General features: G+C 56.2%; 20 protein-coding genes and 2 pseudogenes. 13 read left to right on the top strand and 9 right to left on the bottom strand.

The features are described from left to right. The first annotated feature begins 73 nt into the window (after positions 1-73). Complete coding sequence (locus tag N5J69_RS01555; protein ID WP_279767643.1) at positions 74-1,738, top strand: methyl-accepting chemotaxis protein; 1,665 nt, start codon at positions 74-76, stop codon at positions 1,736-1,738. Here N5J69_RS01555 and N5J69_RS01550 read toward each other — a convergent pair. Next, positions 1,696-2,577, bottom strand: a complete 882-nt coding sequence (locus tag N5J69_RS01550; protein ID WP_279767641.1) for a LysR substrate-binding domain-containing protein — start codon at positions 2,575-2,577, stop codon at positions 1,696-1,698. The two genes, N5J69_RS01555 and N5J69_RS01550, sit on opposite strands and share 43 nt — an antisense overlap. A gap of 125 nt (positions 2,578-2,702) precedes the next feature. On the opposite strand from N5J69_RS01550, the gene N5J69_RS01545 reads away from it, so the two are divergent. Together N5J69_RS01545 and N5J69_RS01540 are read left to right on the top strand one after the other, a co-directional pair. Beyond that, on the top strand, positions 2,703-3,869 hold the full coding sequence (locus N5J69_RS01545) for a methionine aminotransferase (RefSeq protein WP_279767639.1): 1,167 nt from the start codon (positions 2,703-2,705) through the stop codon (positions 3,867-3,869). Between the two features lie 64 nt (positions 3,870-3,933). Then, complete coding sequence (locus N5J69_RS01540; RefSeq protein ID WP_279767638.1) at positions 3,934-4,710, top strand: transporter substrate-binding domain-containing protein; 777 nt, start codon at positions 3,934-3,936, stop codon at positions 4,708-4,710. Positions 4,711-4,746: 36 nt separating this feature from the next. On the opposite strand, the gene pepT is transcribed toward N5J69_RS01540, so the two are convergent. Next, positions 4,747-5,973, bottom strand: a complete 1,227-nt coding sequence (gene pepT / locus N5J69_RS01535; protein ID WP_279767637.1) for a peptidase T — start codon at positions 5,971-5,973, stop codon at positions 4,747-4,749. A 127-nt stretch (positions 5,974-6,100) separates the two neighbouring features. On the opposite strand from pepT, the gene N5J69_RS01530 reads away from it, so the two are divergent. Beyond that, positions 6,101-7,696, top strand: coding sequence for an ABC transporter substrate-binding protein (locus N5J69_RS01530; RefSeq protein ID WP_279767636.1), 1,596 nt, complete (start codon positions 6,101-6,103; stop codon positions 7,694-7,696). A gap of 254 nt (positions 7,697-7,950) precedes the next feature. Here N5J69_RS01530 and N5J69_RS01525 read toward each other — a convergent pair whose 3' ends face one another. Then, a complete protein-coding gene (locus N5J69_RS01525; protein ID WP_279767635.1) occupies positions 7,951-8,865 on the bottom strand; it encodes a LysR family transcriptional regulator in 915 nt (304 codons plus the stop codon). Between the two features lie 140 nt (positions 8,866-9,005). On the opposite strand from N5J69_RS01525, the pseudogene N5J69_RS01520 reads away from it, so the two are divergent. Together N5J69_RS01520 and N5J69_RS01515 are read left to right on the top strand one after the other, a co-directional pair. Further along, positions 9,006-10,426, top strand: a pseudogene (locus tag N5J69_RS01520) (M20 family metallopeptidase). Next, the gene (locus N5J69_RS01515) at positions 10,423-11,691 is read left to right on the top strand and encodes an MFS transporter (protein ID WP_279767634.1); all 1,269 of its coding nucleotides are present in this window, start codon (positions 10,423-10,425) and stop codon (positions 11,689-11,691) included. The pseudogene N5J69_RS01520 and the gene N5J69_RS01515 overlap by 4 nt, the downstream one beginning before the upstream one ends. Before the next feature lie 180 nt (positions 11,692-11,871). Here N5J69_RS01515 and aldA read toward each other — a convergent pair whose 3' ends face one another. Continuing rightward, complete coding sequence (gene aldA / locus N5J69_RS01510; protein ID WP_279767633.1) at positions 11,872-13,308, bottom strand: aldehyde dehydrogenase; 1,437 nt, start codon at positions 13,306-13,308, stop codon at positions 11,872-11,874. A 196-nt stretch (positions 13,309-13,504) separates the two neighbouring features. On the opposite strand from aldA, the gene N5J69_RS01505 reads away from it, so the two are divergent. Further along, positions 13,505-13,771: a DksA/TraR family C4-type zinc finger protein gene (locus tag N5J69_RS01505; RefSeq protein ID WP_279767632.1), complete on the top strand. Its 267-nt coding sequence runs from the start codon at positions 13,505-13,507 to the stop codon at positions 13,769-13,771. 3 nt (positions 13,772-13,774) lie between these two features. Here the strand turns inward: N5J69_RS01505 and N5J69_RS01500 are convergent, their stop codons facing one another. After that, positions 13,775-13,873 (bottom strand): YoaK family small membrane protein, encoded by a 99-nt coding sequence (locus tag N5J69_RS01500; protein WP_008925225.1) that lies wholly within the window; start codon positions 13,871-13,873, stop codon positions 13,775-13,777. Positions 13,874-13,915: 42 nt separating this feature from the next. Continuing rightward, positions 13,916-14,239 carry a hypothetical protein gene (locus N5J69_RS01495; protein WP_279767631.1) on the bottom strand — a complete coding sequence of 108 codons (324 nt, stop codon included), beginning with the start codon at positions 14,237-14,239 and terminating at the stop codon, positions 13,916-13,918. 359 nt (positions 14,240-14,598) lie between these two features. On the opposite strand from N5J69_RS01495, the gene rhaT reads away from it, so the two are divergent. Then, entirely contained in the window at positions 14,599-15,633 is a 1,035-nt protein-coding gene (rhaT, locus tag N5J69_RS01490; protein WP_279767630.1) for an L-rhamnose/proton symporter RhaT, read from the top strand. 357 nt (positions 15,634-15,990) lie between these two features. Here the strand turns inward: rhaT and rhaR are convergent, their stop codons facing one another. Beyond that, positions 15,991-16,857, bottom strand: a complete 867-nt coding sequence (gene rhaR / locus N5J69_RS01485; protein WP_279767629.1) for an HTH-type transcriptional activator RhaR — start codon at positions 16,855-16,857, stop codon at positions 15,991-15,993. A gap of 11 nt (positions 16,858-16,868) precedes the next feature. Beyond that, on the bottom strand, positions 16,869-17,690 hold the full coding sequence (gene rhaS, locus N5J69_RS01480) for an HTH-type transcriptional activator RhaS (protein ID WP_279767628.1): 822 nt from the start codon (positions 17,688-17,690) through the stop codon (positions 16,869-16,871). 292 nt (positions 17,691-17,982) lie between these two features. Here rhaS and rhaB point away from each other — a divergent pair, with 292 nt between their 5' ends. Genes rhaB through rhaM form a run of 4 tightly spaced genes read left to right on the top strand, consistent with a single transcriptional unit; the run spans position 17,983 to position 21,860 of the window. Continuing rightward, entirely contained in the window at positions 17,983-19,455 is a 1,473-nt protein-coding gene (gene rhaB / locus N5J69_RS01475) for a rhamnulokinase (RefSeq protein WP_279767627.1), read from the top strand. Continuing rightward, the gene (locus N5J69_RS01470) at positions 19,448-20,704 is read left to right on the top strand and encodes an L-rhamnose isomerase (protein ID WP_279767626.1); all 1,257 of its coding nucleotides are present in this window, start codon (positions 19,448-19,450) and stop codon (positions 20,702-20,704) included. The genes rhaB and N5J69_RS01470 overlap by 8 nt, the downstream gene beginning before the upstream one ends. 9 nt (positions 20,705-20,713) lie before the next feature. Beyond that, positions 20,714-21,556 (top strand): rhamnulose-1-phosphate aldolase, encoded by an 843-nt coding sequence (gene rhaD / locus N5J69_RS01465; RefSeq protein WP_279767625.1) that lies wholly within the window; start codon positions 20,714-20,716, stop codon positions 21,554-21,556. Next, positions 21,546-21,860, top strand: coding sequence for an L-rhamnose mutarotase (gene rhaM, locus N5J69_RS01460; RefSeq protein WP_279767624.1), 315 nt, complete (start codon positions 21,546-21,548; stop codon positions 21,858-21,860). Before rhaD ends, rhaM begins: the two co-directional genes overlap by 11 nt. A 32-nt stretch (positions 21,861-21,892) precedes the next feature. Here the strand turns inward: rhaM and N5J69_RS01455 are convergent, their stop codons facing one another. Beyond that, on the bottom strand, positions 21,893-22,543 hold the full coding sequence (locus N5J69_RS01455; RefSeq protein ID WP_279767623.1) for a TetR/AcrR family transcriptional regulator: 651 nt from the start codon (positions 22,541-22,543) through the stop codon (positions 21,893-21,895). 306 nt (positions 22,544-22,849) lie between these two features. Between N5J69_RS01455 and N5J69_RS01450 the strand changes: the two are divergent. After that, positions 22,850-23,106, top strand: a pseudogene (locus N5J69_RS01450) (DUF1471 domain-containing protein). Positions 23,107-23,138: the final 32 nt, after the last annotated feature.

Genomic DNA, 23,138 nt, shown 5'->3' with positions numbered 1-23,138 from the left:
ACATTTTCACTATCCCATGCCGATAAATCTCCTATGCCCGACGCTTACGGGTCAACGTGTATAGGATTTTGGTATGGGAATGCTCAAAAATTTTACCATTCGCGCAGTGATGCTCTCTATTCTGGGCCTGTTTTGTTTACTGTGGAGTGGCGTCGGGCTGTACAGCATCCACTCTCTTGGCGCGCTCAGCGAAGGCAACGATGTTGACCGTCATCTGGTTGAGCAAATGACGGTGCTGAGCAAAGGTAACGATCAATATTTTCGTGTTGTCACGCGGCTGTCCCGTGTGATGGAAAGCAAAGCCGCAGGAAAACCCCTGACCGATGAGGCTTATGCCCCTGTGCAGCAGGCGCTGGACAGCATGACTCAGCAACTGGCGCGTTTCAAACAGCTGGCACCCGGTCCGATGAACCCGGACGTGGTGGATGGCGTGATTCAGAGCTGGCAAAAGCTGCTGGACGAAGGCGTCACGCCACAACTTCAACTGGCCCGTCAGGCGTCACCTGATGCCTATCGCCAGCAAGCAAATAACGTCACACCGCCTCTCAGCCGGGCTTTTGGCGTCAGCGCAGAGAAATTTAACCAGGGCGCAGCCGAAAAGCTGGATACAACGCGTATTGAAGTTGACCATCTCACCGCGATGACCAAAACGATTATTACCATCACGGTGATTATCGGCCTGCTTATTCTGCTGTTTACCGACCGCTATCTGGTGGCGATGCTGGTGCGTCCGCTGGAAAGCATTCGAACCCACTTCGCGGTGATCGCGACGGGCGATCTCAGCCAGCCCGTTTCCGATTTCGGCCGCAACTGTGTCGGTAAACTGGTGCCGCTGCTGAGCGCCATGCAGGACAGTCTGCGTGAAGCGGTCAGCGCTATTCGCAGTGGTACCGAAAACATCTCGCGGGGTGCAGCAGAGATTTCTGCCGGTAACAATGACCTCTCTTCACGTACCGAAGAGCAGGCCGCTGCGCTGGAGCAGACTGCGGCCAGCATGGAGCAGTTGACGGCCACGGTGAAATTCAACGCCGACAATGCCCGTCAGGCCAGCCTGCTGGCAGAAACGGCCACCACCACGGCGCAACGTGGCGGTCAGCTGGTCAGTGAAGTGGTCAGCACCATGGATGGCATCTCCGGCAGCTCGAAGAAGATCGCTGAAATTACCAACGTGATTAACGGCATCGCCTTCCAGACCAACATTCTGGCATTGAACGCTGCTGTTGAAGCAGCACGTGCGGGTGAACAGGGCCGTGGTTTTGCGGTCGTGGCGTCTGAAGTGCGTAACCTGGCACAGCGTAGCGCCAACGCCGCCAAAGAAATCGCGACGCTGATTGAAGATTCGGTACAGCGTGTCGGTAAAGGTGCCGAGCTGGTCAGCACGACCGGTGGCACGATGAATAACATCCTGAAATCGGTGCAGGATGTGGATGCGATTATGAAACAGATCGCCTCTGCGTCGGAAGAGCAAAGCAAGGGCATTTCGCAGGTGGGCACTGCGGTCACCGAAATGGACAGCGTGACGCAGCAGAACGCCTCACTGGTTGAGGAGGTCTCTGCCGCCGCGAGCGCGCTGGCACTGCAGACGGAAGCACTGCAGGCCTCAGTATCGAAGTTCCGCCTCTCCGGCAACCGCCAGACCGCGCCTGCTGTCAGCAATAAACCTGCTGCGCCAAAAGCCCCCGTGCTGAGTACGCCTCAGGCTAAACCTGCTGATAATGGCGACTGGGTAACGTTCTGATCCCGGCAGAGCCACGTCACCAGTTCTGCCAGCAACGGTGACGCCTCCTGCGTGGGCCGTTGCAGTAAACTGTAAACGGCTCCGGTTTTGACCTCGCCAGCGAACGGCTTAATCAGCCTGCCGCTGGCGATATCACTCTCCACCAGATTGCTGTCGGCAATCGCCACCCCGAATCCCTGAATCGCTGCACTTATCGCTAAATCCATGGTGGAAAAATGCTGGTTTCGCTTCATGCTGAGCGTCACCTGCTGCGCCTGTAACCAGCACTGCCAGTCACGCGTATCTGCCGTGGGATGCAAAAAGGTCATTGCGGCCAGCGCCGCCGGCGTATCCGGGCAGGGCTGATCAGCCGCCATCACGGGCGTCAGCGACTCGCTGAAGAGGGCGATCCCGTCCGGATGCGGTTTGCCATAGACAATCGCCGCATCAAAATTCTCAAGCTGCACCGCGTGATCCAGGGTGGTCGTCAGGGCGACATGCAGTTCAGGGCGGTGAAGCTCCAGCGCCATCAGCCTTGGCACCAGCCAGCGCATTGCACAGGTCGGCGCTTTCAGGCGAAGGCTGAGCTGACTGCGACGGACCTTCTCGCTGGCCTGAACCATCAGCGCAAACCCCTGGCTGAGTTCGGGCAGCAGGGCGGCACCCTGCGGGGTCAGCCGCAGGCCGCGCGCGTGGCGGTCAAACAGCGTCACGCCCAGCCACTGCTCCAGCGCAGCAATTTTACGGCTGACAGCACCCTGCGTCAGGCACAGCTCGCGGGCAGCATGGGTCAGATTGAGATAACGGGCCGTCACCAGAAAGGCGTGAATGGCATTGAGCGGCAGCGATGCGCGTGACACGGTGAACCTCAGCTATGCGTTTTTGTCATGGCTATTATGACGACATTTCGCTTGCCGACTCAAGTCGCAGCCCGTTGAATAATGTCTTATCCCATCTGACCGGTTATGCACCTGACGGAGAAAATATGTCCCTGAAAACGCCTGTCGCTATCCACTCAAAATTGCCGGACGTCGGCACCACTATTTTTAGCGTCATTGGCCAGCTTTCGGCGCAGCATCAGGCGATTAACCTGTCGCAGGGCGCGCCAAATTTCCCCTGTGATCCAGTGCTGATCGAGTCAGTCAGTCGTGCGATGCAGGCGGGGCATAATCAGTATGCCGCCATGATGGGCCTGCCCGCCCTGCGCGACGCCCTCGCCAGCAAAGCCGAGGCGCTTTATGGGCAGAAATATGACGCCGCCAGCGAGGTGCTGATTACCGGCAGCGCCAGTCAGGGGCTTTATATGGCGATTACCGCGCTGGTTCATCAGGGCGATGAGGTGATCTTCTTTGAACCGGCATTCGACAGCTATGCGCCGGTGGTGCGACTGCAGGGCGGTACGCCCATTGGCCTGAAGCTGCAGGTGCCGTCGTTTGCTATCGACTGGGATCAGCTGCGGGCCGCCATCACGCCGCGCACCCGGATGATCATTATCAATACGCCGCACAACCCCAGCGCGCAGGTGCTGACCCCCGACGATCTCAATAAGCTGGCAGCCCTGATCCGCAATACCGGCATCGTGGTGCTCTCCGATGAGGTTTATGAACATATTCTGTTCGATGATCGCCCGCACTGTGGGATGGCGACGCATCCGGAACTGGCGGCGCGTAGCGTCATCGTCTCCTCATTTGGTAAAACCTTTCACGTTACCGGCTGGCGGGTAGGCTACTGTCTGGCACCGGCAGAGCTGATGACCGAGCTGGTGAAAGTGCATCAGTTTATGATGTACGCCGCCGATACGCCGATGCAGGTAGGGTTCGCGCACTATCTGCAAACCCCGGAGAACTATCTGTCGCTCGGCGCTTTCTATCAGCAGAAGCGCGATCGACTGATCGCCCTGATGGAGAACTCCCCGTTCCGGCTGCTGCCGGGTGCCGGTTCGTTCTTTATGCTCGCCAGTTATGGACATTTCAGTGACGAACCTGACAGTGAAATGGTAAAACGTCTTATCGTTGATCACGGTGTGGCAACCATACCGCTGTCGGCGTTTTATATGGATGGCACAGACAACAAACTGATTCGTCTCTCTTTTGCAAAAGACGAGGCGACACTAGAGGCTGGCGCGGCTGCGCTATGTGCCTTTTCCCACTGAATCGCGCCATCGCGTGAGACAGTTCGGGGAACAGGTAACCAGGACTTTTCGGGGTAAATGAATAATGAGAAAACTGAACGCGCTTTTTCTGGCTCTGGGCATGATGACAACGGTACAGGCCGTGGCACAGGATTTACGTTACGGCGTAGAGTCACAGTATCCGCCTTTTGAGAGCCGCAATGCCAAAGGGGAGCTGGAAGGCTTTGATATTGAACTGGGCAATGCCATCTGTAAGGCAGGCAATTTTAGCTGCCATTGGGTCGAGAGCAGCTTTGATGCGCTCATCCCGGCACTGCAGGCAAAAAAATTCGACGCCATTAACTCGGCGATGAACATTACCGAAGCGCGCGCCAGAAGCATCGCGTTTACGCAGCCGATCTACCGGATTCCGACCATGTTAGTGGCGAAAAACGGTGAAAACCTGGCACCGACCGCTGAAAGTCTGAAAGGTAAAAATATCGGTGTGCTGCAGGGATCGATTCAGGAAACCTATGCGAAGAAGCACTGGGAAACGCAGGGCGTGACAGTAACTTCGTATCAGGATCAGAACCAGGTCTATAACGACATGGTCGCAGGTCGTCTTGATGGCACTCTGGTGATGTCGGCTGCGGGGCAGTCTGGCTTCCTTGATAAGCCACAGGGCAAGGGCTTTGGCTTTGCCGGCAAACCTGTCGAAGATGATGCGATTCTGGGCTCAGGCATCGGCTACGGACTGCGTAAAAATGACGTACAGCTCAAGCAGTCACTGGATGGTGCCATCGCCAAAGTGCAGGGCGATGGCACCATCAAAAAGCTGGCTGAAAAATATTTCCCGGGTATTGATGTGAGTGCTAAGCCATAACGTTAATCGGGCGCGTTCAGCGCCCGATTTCTCCGCTTAACCCGCCGCCAGATAACACAGTTTTTCCGCCACCTGATAAGACTTCACAAACGACGTAACCGGCAGAAATTCAAAACGGGAATGGAAGTTATGCGCGCCGGTAAAGAAGTTCGGCGTCAGCAGCCCTTTGGCTGAGAGTGCCGCGCCGTCCGTGCCGCCACGCATAGGAATGACCTTCGGCTCGATCGCCAGCGCGGCGAAGGCGCTGAAGATCAGGTCTATAGCCCGACGATCTTCACCCAGTGCATTGCTGATGTTGCTGTAAATATCGCTGATGGTGATGCTGACCTTGCCGGTCGGGTAGCGTGCTGCAAGCTCTTCCGCGGCCTGTTGCAACTGCTGCTTACGGGCCGCGAAGCTGGCGAGGTCAAAGTCACGGATTGAGACCTTCAGCGTTGCCTTGCTGGCGTTAGCCTGAATCTCATTAAACCAGATATAGCCCTCACGGCCTTCGGTATGTTCCGGGGTCTGCTGCCGATCAAACAGGCTGATATAGTCATGGGCCATCAGCAGCGGATTGACCAGCACGCCTTTGCCCGACATCGGGTGAGCCGGTACGCCGGTAAACTCAATTTCAGCCGCCGCACCATTAAAGTTTTCATACACCACTTCGCCCAATTCGCAGCAGTCGATGGTCCAGGCAAAATTGACGTTGAAGCGCGTTTCCAGATCCAGCGCTTTTGCACCGCGCAGGCCAATCTCTTCGTCCGGTACAAAGGCCACCACGATATCGCCGTGGTCACCTTTAAGGTTCGCCATCAGCGTCATCACCACGGTAACCGCCGCTTTGTTGTCCGCGCCAAGCACGCTGGTGCCGTCGCTGAAGATGACCTGCTGGCCCAGATAGGGCGCGATTTCCGGATGTTCATCGCGGCGCAGCCAGATATCCTGCTCCGGATTCAGACAGAGATCTTCGCCCTGCCAGGTGAGGATCTGCGGGTGAATATCGGGCGATAAACCCACATCAACGGTATCGATGTGCGTAATAAACCCGATGCGCGGCGCGTCTGGACGGTTGCCGCGTTTCACCGCCGTTACCGTGGCATGCTTATCAATGACCACGTCATCCAGGCCCAGCCCACGAAGTTCGTCCGCCAGCAGTTCCGCCATGGCGTGCTGGCTTGTTGTGCTGGGCAGAGTAGTGGATTTTGCATCGCTCTGACTGCTGACGGCGAGGTAACGGAAAAAACGTTCGGTGAGTTGCGACTCAAGTTTGTCTGTCATCACTATTCCTTATTAGTCAGCCACGGGCGGGGTTCGTTATGGTGCCGAATCGTGCTATCAATGAAGCATCTGAATGATTCATTTAGATATTGTGATCACCGGAAGTCAATACAAAGCGAGGATGATAATGAAAATCAAGATAGCCACCTTAGCGCTTGTTACTGCTGGGATAGCGCTGGCTGGCAGCGTGAACGCAAAAACGCTGGTCTACTGTTCTGAGGGATCGCCAGAGAATTTTAACCCTCAGCTCTACACCTCGGGAACCAGTGTTGACGCCAGTGCGGTGCCGGTGTTTAACCGTCTGGTGGACTTCACGCCGGGCACTACCGACCTGGTGCCCAGCCTGGCGGAACGCTGGGAGATCAGCCCGGATGGCACCGTCTACACCTTTCATCTGCGCAGGAACGTGAAGTTCCAAAGCAACAAACAGTTCAAACCCACCCGCGATTTCAACGCCGATGATGTGATCTTCTCTTTTATGCGCCAGATGGACCCGCAAAATCCTTACCACAATGTGTCTGGCGGCACCTACTCCAACTTTGAAAGCCTGGAGCTTTCCACGCTCATCAAAGGTATCGACCGGGTGGATGACCATACCGTGCGCTTTACGCTCGCCCATCCTGAAGCGCCGTTCCTTGCCGACCTTGCCTGGTATTTCGCCTCAATCCACTCAGCAGAATATGCCGACGCTATGCTGAAAGCGGGGACGCCGGAAAAGGTCGATATGAACCCGATCGGAACCGGCCCGTTTGAGCTGGTGCAGTACCAGAAAGATTCCCGCATCCTCTACAAAGCGTTCCCGGACTACTGGCAGGGCAAGGCGAAGCTCGACCGGCTGATATTCACCATTACGCCGGATGCCTCCGTGCGCTATGCCAAGCTGGAAAAGAATGAGTGTCAGGTGATGCCATTCCCTAATCCCGCCGATCTCGACAAGATGCGCGCTAACCCGGATATCACCCTGGAACAGAAGGCGGGTCTGAACACCGGCTTCCTGGCGTTTAACACCACCAAAGCGCCCACCGACAACGTTAAAGTGCGGCAGGCGCTGGCAATGGCAATCAACAAACCGGCGATCATCGAGGCGATATTTAAAGGCACCGGCACGGTTGCAAAAAACATCCTGCCGCCGGGCGTCTGGAGTGCTGATAAAGATCTGAAGGATTACGATTACGATCCCGTGCAGGCCAAAGCGTTACTGCAACAGGCTGGTGTGAAACCGGGCACCGAAATTGCGCTCTGGGCAATGCCGGTTCAGCGACCTTACAACCCGAATGCGCGTCGAATGGCGGAGATGATTCAGGCGGACTGGGCCAAAGTCGGCATTAAAGCCAGTATCGTCAGCTATGAGTGGGGCGAATACCTGAAACGCGTGCGCAGCGGCGAGCATCAGGCGGCGCTGATGGGCTGGACCACGGCGACCGGCGATCCGGATAACTTCTTTGGGCCTCTCTACAGCTGCACCTCTGCTCAGGGCGGCTCGAACTCCTCGAAATGGTGCTATAAGCCGTTTGAAAAGTTGATTACCGAAGCGCGTGCCGAACCGGAGCAGGGCAAACGCACCGCGCTCTACCTGCAGGCGCAGCAGATGATGCATGATCAGATGCCCGCCGTGATGATTGCGCACTCCACCATCTTTGAACCGGTGCGTAAATCAGTCAGTGGCTATGAGGTCGATCCGTTCGGCAAGCACATTTTCTATCAGGTGGATATTAAGCAGTAACGGATAGAAGCCCATACGCGTTGAGCTTCTGTGGTTCAACTTAACGGAGATCTGCCGCAATAAATAAACTCAACGCGAAGGGAACATGACCCGAAGAAGAAAGCGTCCCACGCCAGGACGGTGTGGGCCGGGCATGCCAGGGAGGGCGGCCTTTACGACTTTCCGACCGGGTCGTGTTCCCTTCGCCAGCACGAGCTGACAGCTATCCGGCACAGATTCAGATACCAGTCGCCATGCCCACGCCAGGGTCACCCTTATCCCATCCTTACCTGCTGACCCATCTCCGTCAGCCGCTGCTGCAAAAACTGCAGGAACAGCGTCAGGGCGGCGTTGCGCTGACGGCCCGACACCGTCTGAAGCTGCAGCGTGCGCTGACTCAGTTGATCCACGCCCATCGAACGCAACACCAGATTTTGCGTATCACGCTCAAACAGCAGGGTAAAAGCGCTGCAAATCGTTACCGCCTGCGGCGTGTGCAGCAAAAAGTGATAGAGGGTAGCGAAATAGTCGCAGGTCAGCACCGGCTCGACCACGCAGTCATTCATCTGACAGGCGAGATCAAACAGCTGTCGCACGGTGGTGTGATGGCCCGGCAGCGCCAGCGGCCAGCGATGAAGATCGGCCAGCGTGACCTCACGCGACGCCAGCGGATGTGACTGATGCATCGCCAGCAACACCGGCGCAGGCCATGAGCCAAGCACCTCAACGCTGCGCTCCGGTTGCAGACTGAACTGAAGTGCCACATCGCATTCGCCCGCCCTGACGCACGCCGCCACGCCCTGCGAGTGCGTCACGTTAATGGCAAACAGTGCGCCAGGGTTCGCCAGCCGGAACGCTGCCAGCAGGCCGGGCAACAGACTGAATGCCATTCCATCCGTGCAGGCGATACGGATCAGGCTACGCCGTACCGCTTTTAACCCCTTAATTTCGGCCAGCGCATATTCCATATCGAGCTGACTCTTGCGCACATGATGGGCAAAAATCTCACCTGCCTCATTGAGCACCATACCGCGCGCATGGCGCTCAAACAGCGGCACACCGACCTGCGCTTCCAGCCGCTGAATCTGACGACTGATTGCTGAAACCGCAACAAACAGTTGCTCACTGGCGGCGCTGAGCGAGCCGCACTCAACAACCGCCAGGAAATAACGAATCTCGCTGCTTAACATGGTCACTCCGGCTGGATGCCTCATAAAAGGGCAGAACAGCGTTGCTTTAAAAGCAACGTTCACTCGATAAATTGATAATTGTGGCAAAGGGGGAAGTTTGTCAAAGATAAAGCACGATAAAAATAACAGACAGGGCAAACATGACAGAACAACAGGCAGTTGACCAGGCAATGCACTACATTGACAGCGGTGAGTTTCAGCAACTGCTGGCACGGCGTGTCGCCTGCGTGACCGAAAGCCAGCACGCCAGCCAGCAGGCTGCGCTGCATCACTATCTTGAGCAGGAAATAGGCCCGCAGCTGGCGGCGATGGGGTTTACGCTCCATCCGTTTGAAAATCCCCAGCCTGGCAGCCCACCGTTTCTGATTGCCACCCGCATAGAAGATCCACGAAAACCGACGCTGCTCTGCTACGGCCACGGGGATGTGGTGTCAGGTGACGATGAAAACTGGCGCGAAGGGTTATCGCCGTGGCAACTCACGGCGGAAGATGACTGCCTGTATGGCCGCGGCAGCGCGGACAACAAAGGCCAGCACTGCATCAATCTTGCGGCGCTCGAGCAGGTGTGGCAGGCACGCGGGGGTGCGCTGGGCTTCAACTGCAAAATCCTGTTTGAAATGGGCGAAGAGATCAGTTCGCCGGGCCTGGCGGCAATCTGCCAGCAGCAACAGGCGCTGTTGCAGGCCGATCTTTTCATCGCCTCTGATGGCCCGCGACTCAACGCGCTGCGGCCGACACTGTTTCTGGGTTCACGCGGTGCCGCTAACTTTCGTCTGACGATACGGGCGCGTGACAACGCTTACCACTCCGGTAACTGGGGCGGGCTGCTCAGTAATCCCGGCACCCAGCTTGCCAGTGCGATCGCCTGCCTGGTGAATGCGCAGGGTGTATTGCAGGTCGCTGCGCTGAAACCGGACTCGCTGACCGACGCCGTACGCGGCATCCTCAGTGACATTGAGGTCGGCGGCATGCCGGGCGATCCGGCACTGGCTGAAGGCTGGGGCGAGCCAGGTCTGACGCCTGCCGAGCGGCTCTACGGCTGGAACACGCTGGAGGTGCTGGCGTTCGAAACCGGTAATCCGGCGCAGCCGATGAATGCCATCCCTGGCAGCGCTACTGCGGTATGCCAGCTACGTTTTGTGGTCGGCACCGACTGGGAAAATCTGGTGCAGCATGTCGAAAGTCATCTGCGTCAGCACGGCTTCGATAACGTCAGTGTGGAATTTTTGCGCGGCTCAACGGCAACGCGGCTCGATCCGCAGGATCCGCTGGTGGCGTGGGCGCTGGATACGCTGGCGCGCAGCAGCGGTAAAAACCAGCGCTGTTGCCTAATCTTGGTGGTTCACTGCCCAATGAGGTGTTCGCCGATATTCTGGGCCTGCCGACGTTATGGGTGCCCCATTCCTATCCCGCCTGTGGTCAGCACGGCGTTAACGAACACCTGCTCACTTCGATTGCCCGTGAGGGGCTGGCGATCATGACCCGGCTGTTCTGGCAACTGGGTGAAGAGGGGGAACAGCTGATGACGCGCCACCATCAGTGGCGGAGAGGTGAACAATGAGCAGCATCACGCAATTCACCGCGCAGGTAAAACCGAGCCTGCACAAAACGCTGTTCGCGACCTGCATCGGTAATGCCCTGGAGTGGTTCGACATCGCGGTTTATGGTTTTTTCGCCAGCTACATCGCGCACGTCTTCTTTCCGGTCAGCGATCCCTCGGTGTCGCTGCTGCTGACTTTCGGCAGCTTCGGCATCTCCTTTCTGATCCGCCCCCTGGGTGCCATTGTGCTGGGCAACTATGCCGATCGTCATGGCCGCAAAAAGGGGCTGCTGCTGTCGATTAATCTCATGATGCTGGGCGGGGCGATCATTACTTTTATGCCGGGTTACGCCACGATCGGTCTGGCGGCACCGCTGTTGATCATCCTGGCGCGTCTGATTCAGGGCTTCTCTGCCGGCGGTGAATTTGGCAGTTCGACCGCCTTTCTGGTGGAACATTTTCCCGAGCGTAAAGCCTTTATCGCCAGCTGGCAGTTCGCCACCCAGGGGGCCAGTACGCTAATGGCATCAGCGTTCGGACTGGGGCTGACCCACTGGCTGAGCGAAAGTGAGATTCTGGCGTGGGGCTGGCGCATCCCGTTTGCTTTCGGTCTGCTGATTGGCCCGCTGGGGATCTACATTCGCCGTCATGTGCAGGAACCTGCCAGCTTTGCGTCGCAGGAGAAAGAAGCCGCACCGCTTAAATCCCTGTTCGGACGGCAGAAAGCACTGATCATTCTGGCGATTGGCGTGATGGTGATTTCGACTGCGGTCAACTACATGCTCAACTACATCCCGACCTATGCCACCAAAACGCTGCATCTGCCGGGGTCGGTTGCTTTTACCGCCACGCTGGTGGCGGGGATGATCCTGACGGTCGTGACGCCCATCATGGGATTGTGGGCCGAGCGGATTGGCCGGTTGCCGCTGATGTGGGGATCGCTGCTGTTGCTGGTGGTCACCATCTATCCTGCTTTCAAATGGATGGTTGATCACACGACGCCCACCACGCTGATCCTGCTGGTGGCCTGGATGGCGCTGCTGAAGTCGATCTACTTTTCCACGGTGCCGTCGGTGATGGCGGATCTCTTCCCGGCAACCACGCGCGCCAGCGGCATGGCGATCAGTTACAACGTGGCCGTGACCGTATTTGGCGGGTTTGCGCCGCTGATTTGCAGCATGCTGATTACGGCCACGGGCAGCAGTCTGGCACCAGGCTATTACCTGATGGCGGTAGCGGTGCTGAGTGGCATCGCGCTGCTGCGTTGCAGTAAGCGGGTGGCCTGACACGGTAGCTGATGAGAAAAGTATCCCGCGTCAGGGACGACGCGGGACGGGCATGGCATGAAGGGCAGATTTTGAAGCTTTCCGATGTGCCCCGGCTTTCTGTGCAGGCCCGATCTCACCATGAAACGAACCTGACTGCGTCAATCATTACACCGGGCCGGTAAACCGGCCCGTTTTTAGTTAACTGAACTGCACATAAGCAACATGGGTCTGCAGATACTCCTCCAGACCATGTTTACCATCGGCACCGCCAACGCCTGATTTACGCCATCCGGCATGAAAACCCTGCATCGCCTCGAAGTTTTCGCGGTTAACATAGGTTTCGCCGAACTTCAGCTTTCGCAGCGCAATCAGGGTGGTGTTGAGATTCTGCGTATAAATTGAAGAGGTCAGCCCGTACTCGCAGTCGTTAGCCAGCGCGATGGCCTCATCCAGCGTTTTAAACGTCATCACCGGCAGCACCGGGCCAAAAATCTCCTCCTGCATGATCGCCATCTCCTGACGCACATCTGTCAGCAGCGTGGGCTGGAAGAAGAAACCTCTCTCTCCGGCACGCTTGCCGCCCAGCAGCACTTTTGCACCTGCGGCAACGGCATCAGCCACTTTCTGCTCGACCCGGTCCCGTGCGGCGGCATTGATCAGCGGTCCCATATCGATGTCACTGCGTTCGGCGGGATCGCCAAAGGTCACCTGTTGAAACGCGGCAGAGAGTGCGCTGATAAAACGATCGTAAATGCCTTCCTGCACATAGACGCGTTCCACGCAGTTACACACCTGACCACTGTTAATCATGCGTGAGCTGATAATGGATCGCACCGCCAGATCCAGGTCAGCATCTGCCATCACGATGGCGGGGGCTTTGCCGCCCAGTTCCAGCGACACTTTCGTTACATTCTTCGCTGCGGCTTCCATGGTGGCGATACCTGCGCCAACGCTGCCGGTCAGACTCACCAGCCCGACCTTCGGGTTTGCCGCCAGTGCCTGTCCCACTTCCGGCCCCAGGCCATAGACAACGTTGATCACGCCAGCGGGCAGGCCCAGCGTCTGAATGATACCGGCAAACAGTGCCGCATTGTTCGGCGTCAGCTCGCTGGGTTTAATCACGATCGTGTTGCCGGTGATCAGGGCTGGTGCCGCTTTGCGGGCAATCAGGAAAAAGGGGAAGTTCCACGGTAAAATTCCGGTGGTCACGCCAATCGCTTTTTTAAACAGGAAGATGTTTTCGTCAGGCCGGTCGCTGTTGATGATCTCGCCTTCATAACGCCGTGCCCACTCTGCCATGTAATCGAGGTAGTCGGCAGTGAACAGCACTTCTGTCTTCGCGAGTCCCTGGGTTTTTCCACCCTCCGCCACAATGGTTGCCGTCAGCTCCGGTTCGCGCTGGCGGATAGCGTCGGCGATTTTGTGCAGCCAGATGCCGCGCTCGACCGCGGGCAGCGCTTCCCACGCTGGCTGAGCGGCTTCTGCGGCACTGATGGCAAGGTTTGCCTCTTCACGACTGCCCTGGGGAATGCGTGACAGCAACGCTTCAGTGGCCGGATTGATGACGTCAATCCACTGGTCACCCTGATGGGCGACAAACTCGCCATTAATGTAATGTTGATGATGTGTTGTCATTCGCTTAACTCTCCGCTATCGATACGTTGCAGTAATGTGATGGCAGGGTGAAGCAGAACGCCAGGCGTGACCTTTTCCTGATTGCCAGTTGCCGGGATCGGCTGGCAGCCAATCACAGATATCGGTGAGTTCTGCGGCAAAAACGTCAATCTGTTGTAGATTTAAAGGAGTGAAGTCGTGAAAAAGGGGTTAAATCATGGCAAATGGATGGGCGTCAGAAGGCGCTGTTCAGGAACAGATTGATAGCACCGTTAACGACGGGATTGAGCGGGTAAGACAATCGCTCGGGCAGGGCGAAAGCGCCACCGAATGCGAGCTGTGCGGCGAACCGATTCCGGAAGCGCGCCGTCAGGCACTTAAAGGGGTGCATTACTGCGTGGCGTGTCAGGAAAAAATTGATAAGCAGCAGCAGACCAGCAGCTTATATAACCGTCGGGGCAGTAAAGACAGTCAGCTGCGCTGACCATCAGGAGCCTGGCATGGCCAGGCCGCTGCCGATAAACCATGCCAGAAAACCCACGCCCGCCACGATGATGGCGATTGGAAACAGAATGCCTATTCTCATATTCAACCTGCTGTAAACAGCTATTTCAAAAGCGCGATCTTATCATGAGATCCGGAGGACTGCGCGGTGGGTTTTCAGCAACGTAAAGAGCTGAAACTGCGTGGCATCGTTCTCCTCACGTAACACTTCGCCTTTTTTATAAAGTATGTGATGCACATGACCGAGCTGGCGCCAGACCACGATCGCTGAGGCAATCAGGGCGCAATGTTGCTCAGCCTGTACACACTCGATGGTGGCATAGTGCGTTTCATCCAGACCATTTATAAACACCTTTATCGCATCTGCAGGCAATATTGCCCGGAGATCATCCAGCATCACCTGGCTGACTGACTGCGAAAGAAACAGCGTTAACCACTTCGTTGTCATCTCAATCCCTGATCCCAATCAATTTGATCCAGTTTATACGACCTTGTCCGGCGTAATGAAGGCTTCTTTATTTTCTTGCCACCATACCAGCTTAAATGGCAGTCAGCTCAAAAGTGGGCTGCGCCACACAGCAAAACGGTAAAAAAAGCCCAATAATAAGTCACTTACCTGAATGGTTGTCCAATTATCTCACAACTGTGAAATTGTGATCCCCAACGTTAATAAAGGGTAAATATTGCCACTCCGTTACGGCTTCCGGCATTTATCCAAAGGCTGAGGAATTCCTGCAAAACGTAGACTGCCTGCTGAACGGAAGCTTAACGGTTTCCGACAGGACTCAACCTAACCGGGGAATAACAATGAACAGTGCCATTATTGCAGGTATCTTCTGGCATTTTGTCGGCGCTGCCAGCGCCGCCTGTTTTTACGCGCCGTTTAAACAGGTAAAAAGATGGTCATGGGAAACCATGTGGTCGATTGGTGGCCTGATGTCGTGGCTGATCCTGCCGTGGGCGGTCAGTGCCATTTTACTGCCTGACTTTATGGCCTATTACAGCAGTTTTACGCTGACGCAACTGACGCCGGTGTTTCTGTTCGGCGCGATGTGGGGCATTGGCAATATTAACTACGGGCTGACCATGCGCTATCTCGGCATGTCGATGGGAATCGGTATCGCGATTGGCATTACTCTGGTGGTTGGAACACTGATGACGCCGCTTTTGCAGGGGCGTTTTGGCGAGCTGTTCGCTTCGGCAGGGGGCCGTTTAACCCTGCTGGGCGTGCTGGTGGCGCTGATTGGCGTAGGGATTGTGACACGCGCCGGGTTATTAAAGGAGCGGGCGCTGGGGATAAATGCCGAGGAGTTCAATCTCAAAAAAGGACTGGTACTGGCGGTGATGTGCGGCATCTTCTCTGCCGGTATGTCCTTTGCGATGGATGCGGCGAAACCGATGCATCAGGCCGCAGCCAGCCTTGGTATCGATCCGCTCTATGTAGCCTTACCCAGTTACGTCATCATCATGGGTGGCGGCGCACTGGTCAATCTGGCCTTCTGTTTCTGGCGGCTGGCCACCCGGCCAGAGCTGTCGCTGCGTAAAGACCTCTCCGTCGCAAAACCGCTGCTAATCGCGAATACGGCTTTTGCGGTGCTCGGTGGCACCATGTGGTATCTGCAGTTCTTCTTTTACGCCTGGGGACACGCCAGAATTCCGGCGCAGTATGACTATGTCAGCTGGATGCTGCACATGAGCCTTTACGTCCTGTGTGGGGGGCTGGTGGGCCTGCTGATGAAAGAGTGGAAGTCAGCGGGGCGTCGCCCGGTCAGCGTGCTATCGATTGGCTGCGTGGTGATTATCATTGCCGCTAACATTGTCGGTCTTGGTATGGCGGCCTGATTCTTACGCAAAGGCTGTCTGAATAGAGAAGGGGTCTGCTTTGCAGGCCCGTTAAAGCAGAAGAAAGGCAGTTACATCGTGCTGGTCAGATTGTTGAATCGTAACACTGCTCTTCAGTGCATGCCTGACCCACGCGGCTACGCCCCTCATGAGGGGCGTCCGCTGGCGGCGTGTGCATAGTTCAAAATGCTCCAGACATTTACCTTGGCGCTGGCCGCTTTCTTCTTAACGTGTTCCCCGGACTTTCTGGCTGATTTATTACGGCTGTATTTTTCACGGCTGAATTTTTACGGCTGAATTTTTTACAGAAAAAATCACGCCGGAAGGGTTTGCTTCAGCGCTCACTGCTGACCCGGATTATTCAGATTCAGCACTTTTCAATGTCTGCCGTGGTGCGATAAATCGCTGACGCCAGGCGCTGGGGGTTAAACCGGTATCACGGGTGAATACCACCGAAAAATAGTTACTGTCATCAAACCCGCAGCGGGCGGCGACCTCACTGATCAGACAATCCCGGGTGCGCAGCAGATATTTTGCCTGACAGAGCTGCAACTGACGCAGGTAATGACCGATGGTCATCCCGGTCTGCTGACGGAACAGCTGCCTCAGTGCCCGTTCGCTGAGCTGGTTATGCTGACAAAACGCCGCGAGATCAAAGGGGCGGGCAATCGCGCCCTGCAAGGCTGACATCAGCAGGTCGAGCTGCTCGCCCTCCGGCAACGCCCAGGGGCGATCGGCGGCGTAGCCATGGCGGCGCAGAATCAATGCCAGCTGCAGAAACAGTGCTTCAGAGAGCTGGACTGACAGCGGATCGCTTTTGCGGCTTTCACGCTCCAGCTGGCTGATAACGCCACGGGCCAGTGACATGCCCCGCGTAGTCAGACGCCAGCAACCGGGCGAATCTGGCCCCTGTTGTGGCAGCAGCTGACTCCAGTCCAGGCTAAGACCAAAGCGGTCACGGCAGTAGAGGATATTATCCAGCACCAGATTATTGACATTATCAAAGCTGTGGCAGTCACTGTCGCGGATATAGAAAACGTCGCCGCAGGTTATCAGCCAGGGACGATCGTTGAGGACATGCAGGCCGTTACCGCGCCAGACAATCACGATTTCACTGAACTCGTGTTGATGAGGCGGAAAAGAGGGTTGGGGCATCCTTTCGGCAACCGCCACCGGTAAACTGGCGGCGGGAAAATAGTCATCCCGACTGAGTATCAACGCCATATTTTGCTCCTTTACAACATCTGCTGGCGCTCCGCTCGCGGTGCGCAGCCAAATTCGCGCCTGAACAGGGTTGAGAAATGGTTACTGTCACCAAACCCACACTGGAAGGCGATATCGGTAATTCGCATATCACTGTGACGCAGCAGATGACGAGCCTGTAGCAGCCGTAAACGGTTCAGATAGCGCTGCGGCGTACTGCCGGTTTGCTGTTTCATTTGCCGATGCAGAGTGCGCAGCGACAGGGAGAAGCGATCAGCCAGTTCATCCCAGACAATTTCATCACTGTAATGCTCACCCAGCCAGTCGAGCAGGCGATGCAGCCGTGCCTCCTGATCCTGACTCTGTCCGTCAACACACGCTTCACGCAACAGCACCAGCAACTGTAAAAAGAGCTGTTCCTGGTACGCCTGTTTCCCGAGCGTCCAGGCATCATCCTGCTGCATCTTCGCTGCCACACTCAGCGCCTGTGCCATCACCTTGTGGTTGATACGCCAGTGAGAGGTATATTGCCCGTCCCGATCGCAAGGCAAAAGAGCCTGCAGCCCGGAGAGAAAGCGGAACGCGCCGGGACTGCGATAAAGCACATTGGTCAGGCAGAGGTTCTCGGTCTGCTCATAGAGATGACGATCGTGATCGCGCACAAAGCAGACACACCCTGCACACAGCGTTTGCGGCTGGCCATTAAACACATGAATGCCGGAGCCCTGTTCCACCAGTACAATTTCATGGAAATCATGATGATGTTCCGGGAAAGCGGCCTGCGGTATGCGGGGTTCAATCGCTATCGCGTAATCGCCTTCGGGAAAAAAATCTGCACTGTGCAATATGGTCATGATCGTCTCTCGCTGCATAACAAAATCGTAACGCAGTCTAATCAGGACGCTGTTACCTTACCTTGAATTTTCAGCTGAACTCAGCAGGAATCATGCTGATTTTTCAAGAAATCCCTGGCAGTTAACAGATTTGCGGCAGGGGTCACATCGCCTTTGCACTCATCTCTGTGATCTCCCTCACGAAGTTCTTTGCCCATCTGCCAGCCACCTGCGCCTGTTGGCATTCTCGGGAAGGTGACGACCGGACAAGATTTTTTACTCTGTGACCACTTAATCATAGGGAAAAGTCGCCATGACCAGGAGAAACATTGTTGCTATCGATCTCGGCGCGTCCAGCGGACGGGTCATGCTCGCAAGCTGGGATGCCGCGCAGCGCCAGCTGGCATTGCGTGAGGTCCGGCGCTTTACAAATAAGCGCCAGCGTCGTGCCGGTTATGACTGCTGGGATCTGGCGATGCTGGAGCAGGAAATACGCGCCGGGCTGGCTCAGTTAGATGAAGACGAGATTGTCCCTGACAGCATCGGCATCGACACCTGGGGTGTGGATATGGTGCTGCTGGATGCAGAGGGTGAGCAGGTGGGTGAGGCGGTCAGCTATCGCGATGCGCGCACACACGGCCTGATGGAGCAGGCGCAACACGAGCTGAGCCGCAGTGCCATCTACGCCCGAACCGGCATTCAGTTTCTGCCGTTCAACACACTCTATCAGATGCGCGCCTTGCATCAGCAGCAGCCCGACTGGCAGGCCCGCGTGGCGCATGCGCTGATGATACCGGACTATCTGCATTATCGCCTGACCGGAAATCTCAACTGGGAATACACCAACGCGACCACGACCCAAATGCTCAATATTCACAGCGGTGAGTGGGATCGTGATTTGCTTGCCTGGGCCGGTGTTGACCCGCAGTGGTTTGGTCATCCGCAGGCACCCGGCAATACCGTGGGCCACTGGATTAATCGCGCGGGCCACGCGGTTCCGGTGATTGCCGTCGCCACCCACGACACCGCCAGCGCCGTTCTGGCGACGCCGCTGATGCTCGACAACGCTGCCTATCTCAGCTCAGGAACCTGGTCGCTGATGGGCTTTGAAAGCCTGCAGCCCTTCGCCTGCGATAACGCACTGCGGGCCAACATCACCAACGAAGGCGGCGCTGAAGGTTATCGGGTACTGAAAAATATCATGGGGTTATGGCTGTTGCAGCGTATCTGCGGCGAACTGCAGATTGACGATCTCAGCCTGCTGATTGAAGAGACAGCACAGCAGCCCGCCTGTGTTTCACTGATCAACCCTAATGATGCGCGTTTCATCAATCCCGACAGCATGGTCAATGAGATTCAGAACGCCTGTGCCGGGCAGGGGATGCCAGTGCCGCAATCTGCGGCGGCTCTGGCTCGCTGCATATTTGACAGCCTGGCGCTGCTCTACCGTGAAGTGCTCCAGGAACTGGCCCGGTTACGCGGCAAGCCTTTCAGCCAGTTACACGTGGTGGGAGGGGGCAGCCAGAACCGTTTTCTTAATCAGCTCTGCGCCGACGCCTGCCAGATCCCGGTGCTGGCAGGCCCGATTGAAGCCTCCACGCTGGGTAACGTCGGTTGCCAGCTGATTGCATTGGGCGAACTGACGGATGTGGCTGATTTCCGCTGCAGCGTCATCAACAACTTCCCACTCGAAAAATTCGAACCGCAAACACACAGCGTCTTCGGTGCCAGTCAGGCACGCTTCGCGACGCTGAGTCAACCCGCTAAGGAACCCGCTTATGACTAAGCAGATTGAACAGGCTTTTGAACTGGCTAAACAACGCTACGCTGACAACGGGGTTGATGTTGAAGAGGCTATCCGCCAGCTGGACCGCATTCCGGTCTCCATGCACTGCTGGCAGGGGGATGATGTCCGGGGATTTGAAAACCCGCAGGGCGCACTGACCGGCGGCATTCAGGCCACCGGCAACTATCCGGGGCGGGCACGGAATGCCGGTGAACTACGCAGTGATATCGACAAGGCAATGTCGCTGATCCCCGGCGCAAAACGGCTGAACCTGCACGCAATCTACCTTGAAAGCGACAAGCCGGTAGACCGGGATGCCATTGAGCCAGCCCATTTCGCCAACTGGGTTGCCTGGGCCAAAGAGAACAAGCTGGGCCTTGATTTTAACCCGAGCTGCTTCTCGCATCCGCTGAGCGCTGATGGTTTTACACTGTCGCACAATGATGACACTGTGCGTCAGTTCTGGATCGATCACTGCAAAGCCAGTCGCCGCATCTCCGCCTCGTTTGGTGAGCAGCTTGGCACACCGTCAGTGATGAATATCTGGGTGCCGGACGGTATGAAAGATATCACCGTGGATCGGCTGGCCCCGCGTCAGCGCCTGATGAGTGCGCTGGATGAGATCATCTCAGAAAAACTGAATCCGCAGCATCATATCGATGCCGTTGAGAGCAAGTTGTTTGGCATTGGCGCAGAGAGCTACACCGTCGGGTCAAATGAGTTTTACCTGGGTTATGCCGCCAGCCGCCAGACGGCGCTCTGCCTGGATGCAGGGCATTTTCATCCTACGGAAGTCATCTCAGACAAAATTTCCGCCGCCATGCTTTATGTGCCGCGTCTGCTGCTGCACGTCAGCCGTCCGGTACGCTGGGACAGCGATCATGTTGTGCTGCTGGATGATGAAACGCAGGCTATCGCCAGTGAAATCGTCCGTCATCAGCTGTTCGACAAAGTGCATATTGGCCTCGACTTCTTCGACGCCTCCATTAACCGGATTGCCGCCTGGGTTATCGGCACCCGGAATACCAAAAAAGCGCTGCTGCGTGCCTTGCTGGAGCCAACCGACCGCTTACGCCAGGCCGAAAACAGCGGCGATTACACCGCGCGACTTACCCTGCTGGAAGAGCAAAAATCACTGCCGTGGCAGGCGGTCTGGGAAGCCTGGTGCCTGCGCCATGACGTCCCGGCTGATGCCAGCTGGTTAGGCGATGTCCGTCATTATGAACAACAGATCTTGAGCCAACGTTAAGGATTTACTATGCAAAGCATTCTTTCTTCCGGGTTTGTTAAGGGAATGGTCAAAGCGACCAGCGATATGTGGCTGAAGGGCTGGGACGAACGTAACGGCGGCAACGTCAGCCTCCGTCTGCTGGAAGAGGAGGTTAAACCCTTTGCCGCCGATTTCTGCCAGGAGCCTCGCTGCATTGAGCTGACCCAACCTGCGCCTGCGCTGGCAAACGACTGGTTTCTGGTGACCGGTTCAGGAAAATTCATGCGCAACGTTCAGCTTGATCCAGCGGATTGTCTGGCGCTGCTGCAGGTCGACGACAAGGGATTGTCCTATAAAATTCACTGGGGCCTGTCGAATGGCGGTTTGCCGACCTCTGAGCTGGCTTCACACTTTCAGTCTCATGCGGTACGTAAAACCGTCAGCAATGGCGCAGATCGGGTGATTATGCACTGTCACGCGACCAACTTTATGGCCCTGAGCTACGTGGTTGAGATGGACTCTGCACGTTTTACCCGTTTGCTGTGGGAAGGCAGTACCGAATGTCTGGTGGTCTTCCCGGATGGTGTGGGTGTGCTGCCATGGATGGTGCCGGGCACCGATGAAATTGGTACGGCGACTGCCGGGCAGATGCAGTCACATACTCTGGTGATGTGGCCATTCCATGGTGTCTTCGGGACTGGCCCGACACTGGATGAAACCTTTGGTCTGATTGATACGGCAGAGAAATCGTCAGAAGTGATCGTCAAAGTGCTGTCGATGGGGGGGATTCGTCAGAGCATCACTACCGAGCAGCTGGTCGCGCTGGGTGAGCGTTTCGGCGTGAAGCCGTGGCAACCGGCACTGGATGTGGGACCGGCAAATGCTGCGTAAAGCCTTTGTGATGCAGGTGAATGCCGACTGCCATGAGGAATATGAGCGTCGTCACTCGCCGATCTGGCCTGAACTGGCAGAGACGCTGAAAGAACACGGCGCACACCATTATGCCATCTGGCTGGATGCAGAGCGGAATCTGCTGTTCGCAAGCGTTGAGATTGAATCTGAAGCGCGCTGGGAAGCAGTGGCGAAAACAGAGGTGTGTCAGCGCTGGTGGGCATCAATGAAGGATCTGATGCCGTCGAATGCGGATAACAGTCCCATCAGTCAGCCGTTAAAACCCGTGTTTTTTCTGAGCTAAAAAATGCAGGGCGGCACAGCCGCCCTGCATCACTATCCTTTGACCTGACATAAACCAGTCAGCGTTGGCCACATCGCCATCAATGTATCAATAATACTTTCAAGATCGTCACGCTCTGCGCCTTCACGCGCCCGCACCGACATACCCTGAAGCATACAGCCCAGATAACGTGAAAGCGCCGGTATATTCACGGACGCACTCAGTTCACCACGCTGCTGACGCGCCAGCAGAAAATCACTCAGCACGTGCTCCTGCGACTGATGCTGCTGTTGCAGCATGGCTGCAATCTCAGCCGAAGCCGCCGACAGGGCCGTTGAGGTGCAGATAAAGAAGCATCCACCGGGGGAATCGCGTTCGGTAAAACAGGCTGCAGTAGCGCGGAAATAGGCTTCAATAGCCTGATCAACCGGTCGCTGATCGTCGCCTAATGCCGCTTCACGCCACGCGCTGAACTTCTCTACATAGCGCTCCATGGCTGCGCGAAACAGCCCCTCTTTATTCACAAACTCTGCGTACAGGGTTGGTGCTTTTGCGCCGGTTGCGGCCACCAGATCGGCCAGAGAGGTTCCCTCGTAACCGTGTGTCCAGAACAGGGTCAGAGCTTTATCGAGCGCGGCTTCGCGATCAAACACTTTGGGTCGGCCACGGCATTTTTTTACATCACAATCCTGAACCTGACTCATACACCCTCGCTGACAGTCAAACACCCTAATAAATTACCGATCATTATAAAAATGTGCAAGGCCCGGTGGAAATGACCCCGCCAGGCATTGCCATTTTGTGCGCCTGCGCATCTTTACCGCCCCTATGGTTAAGTCGGAAAGGGGGCTGAAGCCCATATTCCCGCCACTTCGCTAATAAAATAACGCTCATTAAATAAATATTGACGACGAACAGGAACGGGGTCTATCATTTATTTAACGGTCGTTAATTAAATAGCGACAACCTGATTCAGACCAACCAGATTTAAATACTTAAGCGAGAAAATTATGAAAACCATTAAAACCACCCTGGCAGCACTGGCACTGACTACCCTGGCTTTTGGCGCATCTGCAGCTGAACTCGTCACCAGTGAACCGGCAAATCAACAGCCCGTGGGCACCATCTCCGTACTGGGGGGAACCAACCTGACTTCCGTAGAAGCGCAACTGAGTGCCAAAGCGGACGAAGCCGGTGCGAAATCGTTCCGTATTACGTCAACCAGCGGTCAGAACAAATTGCATGCACGGCTGTCATCTACCAGTAATGGGGCGTGCATCAGATAATCTGAGAAGGGGT

Origin of the sequence: Pantoea sp. GD03673 (assembly GCF_029844725.1) — a bacterium.
Taxonomy (GTDB): domain Bacteria; phylum Pseudomonadota; class Gammaproteobacteria; order Enterobacterales; family Enterobacteriaceae; genus Pantoea.
This window is presented reverse-complemented; position numbering and strand designations above follow the sequence as displayed.

Excerpts from the sequence above, each read along its gene's own strand:
- N5J69_RS01540 (WP_279767638.1), top strand. The coding sequence starts at position 3,934 with ATGAGAAAACTGAACGCGCTTTTTCTGGCTCTGGGCATGATGACAACG.
- N5J69_RS01495 (WP_279767631.1), bottom strand. The coding sequence starts at position 14,239 with ATGACAACGAAGTGGTTAACGCTGTTTCTTTCGCAGTCAGTCAGCCAG.
- rhaM (WP_279767624.1), top strand. The coding sequence starts at position 21,546 with ATGCTGCGTAAAGCCTTTGTGATGCAGGTGAATGCCGACTGCCATGAG.
- N5J69_RS01555 (WP_279767643.1), top strand. The coding sequence starts at position 74 with ATGGGAATGCTCAAAAATTTTACCATTCGCGCAGTGATGCTCTCTATT.
- pepT (WP_279767637.1), bottom strand. The coding sequence starts at position 5,973 with ATGACAGACAAACTTGAGTCGCAACTCACCGAACGTTTTTTCCGTTAC.
- rhaB (WP_279767627.1), top strand. The coding sequence starts at position 17,983 with ATGACCAGGAGAAACATTGTTGCTATCGATCTCGGCGCGTCCAGCGGA.
- N5J69_RS01515 (WP_279767634.1), top strand. The coding sequence starts at position 10,423 with ATGAGCAGCATCACGCAATTCACCGCGCAGGTAAAACCGAGCCTGCAC.
- N5J69_RS01545 (WP_279767639.1), top strand. The coding sequence starts at position 2,703 with ATGTCCCTGAAAACGCCTGTCGCTATCCACTCAAAATTGCCGGACGTC.
- rhaT (WP_279767630.1), top strand. The coding sequence starts at position 14,599 with ATGAACAGTGCCATTATTGCAGGTATCTTCTGGCATTTTGTCGGCGCT.
- rhaD (WP_279767625.1), top strand. The coding sequence starts at position 20,714 with ATGCAAAGCATTCTTTCTTCCGGGTTTGTTAAGGGAATGGTCAAAGCG.
- rhaS (WP_279767628.1), bottom strand. The coding sequence starts at position 17,690 with ATGACCATATTGCACAGTGCAGATTTTTTTCCCGAAGGCGATTACGCG.
- rhaR (WP_279767629.1), bottom strand. The coding sequence starts at position 16,857 with ATGGCGTTGATACTCAGTCGGGATGACTATTTTCCCGCCGCCAGTTTA.
- N5J69_RS01500 (WP_008925225.1), bottom strand. The coding sequence starts at position 13,873 with ATGAGAATAGGCATTCTGTTTCCAATCGCCATCATCGTGGCGGGCGTG.
- N5J69_RS01455 (WP_279767623.1), bottom strand. The coding sequence starts at position 22,543 with ATGAGTCAGGTTCAGGATTGTGATGTAAAAAAATGCCGTGGCCGACCC.
- aldA (WP_279767633.1), bottom strand. The coding sequence starts at position 13,308 with ATGACAACACATCATCAACATTACATTAATGGCGAGTTTGTCGCCCAT.
- N5J69_RS01525 (WP_279767635.1), bottom strand. The coding sequence starts at position 8,865 with ATGTTAAGCAGCGAGATTCGTTATTTCCTGGCGGTTGTTGAGTGCGGC.
- N5J69_RS01505 (WP_279767632.1), top strand. The coding sequence starts at position 13,505 with ATGGCAAATGGATGGGCGTCAGAAGGCGCTGTTCAGGAACAGATTGAT.
- N5J69_RS01530 (WP_279767636.1), top strand. The coding sequence starts at position 6,101 with ATGAAAATCAAGATAGCCACCTTAGCGCTTGTTACTGCTGGGATAGCG.
- N5J69_RS01470 (WP_279767626.1), top strand. The coding sequence starts at position 19,448 with ATGACTAAGCAGATTGAACAGGCTTTTGAACTGGCTAAACAACGCTAC.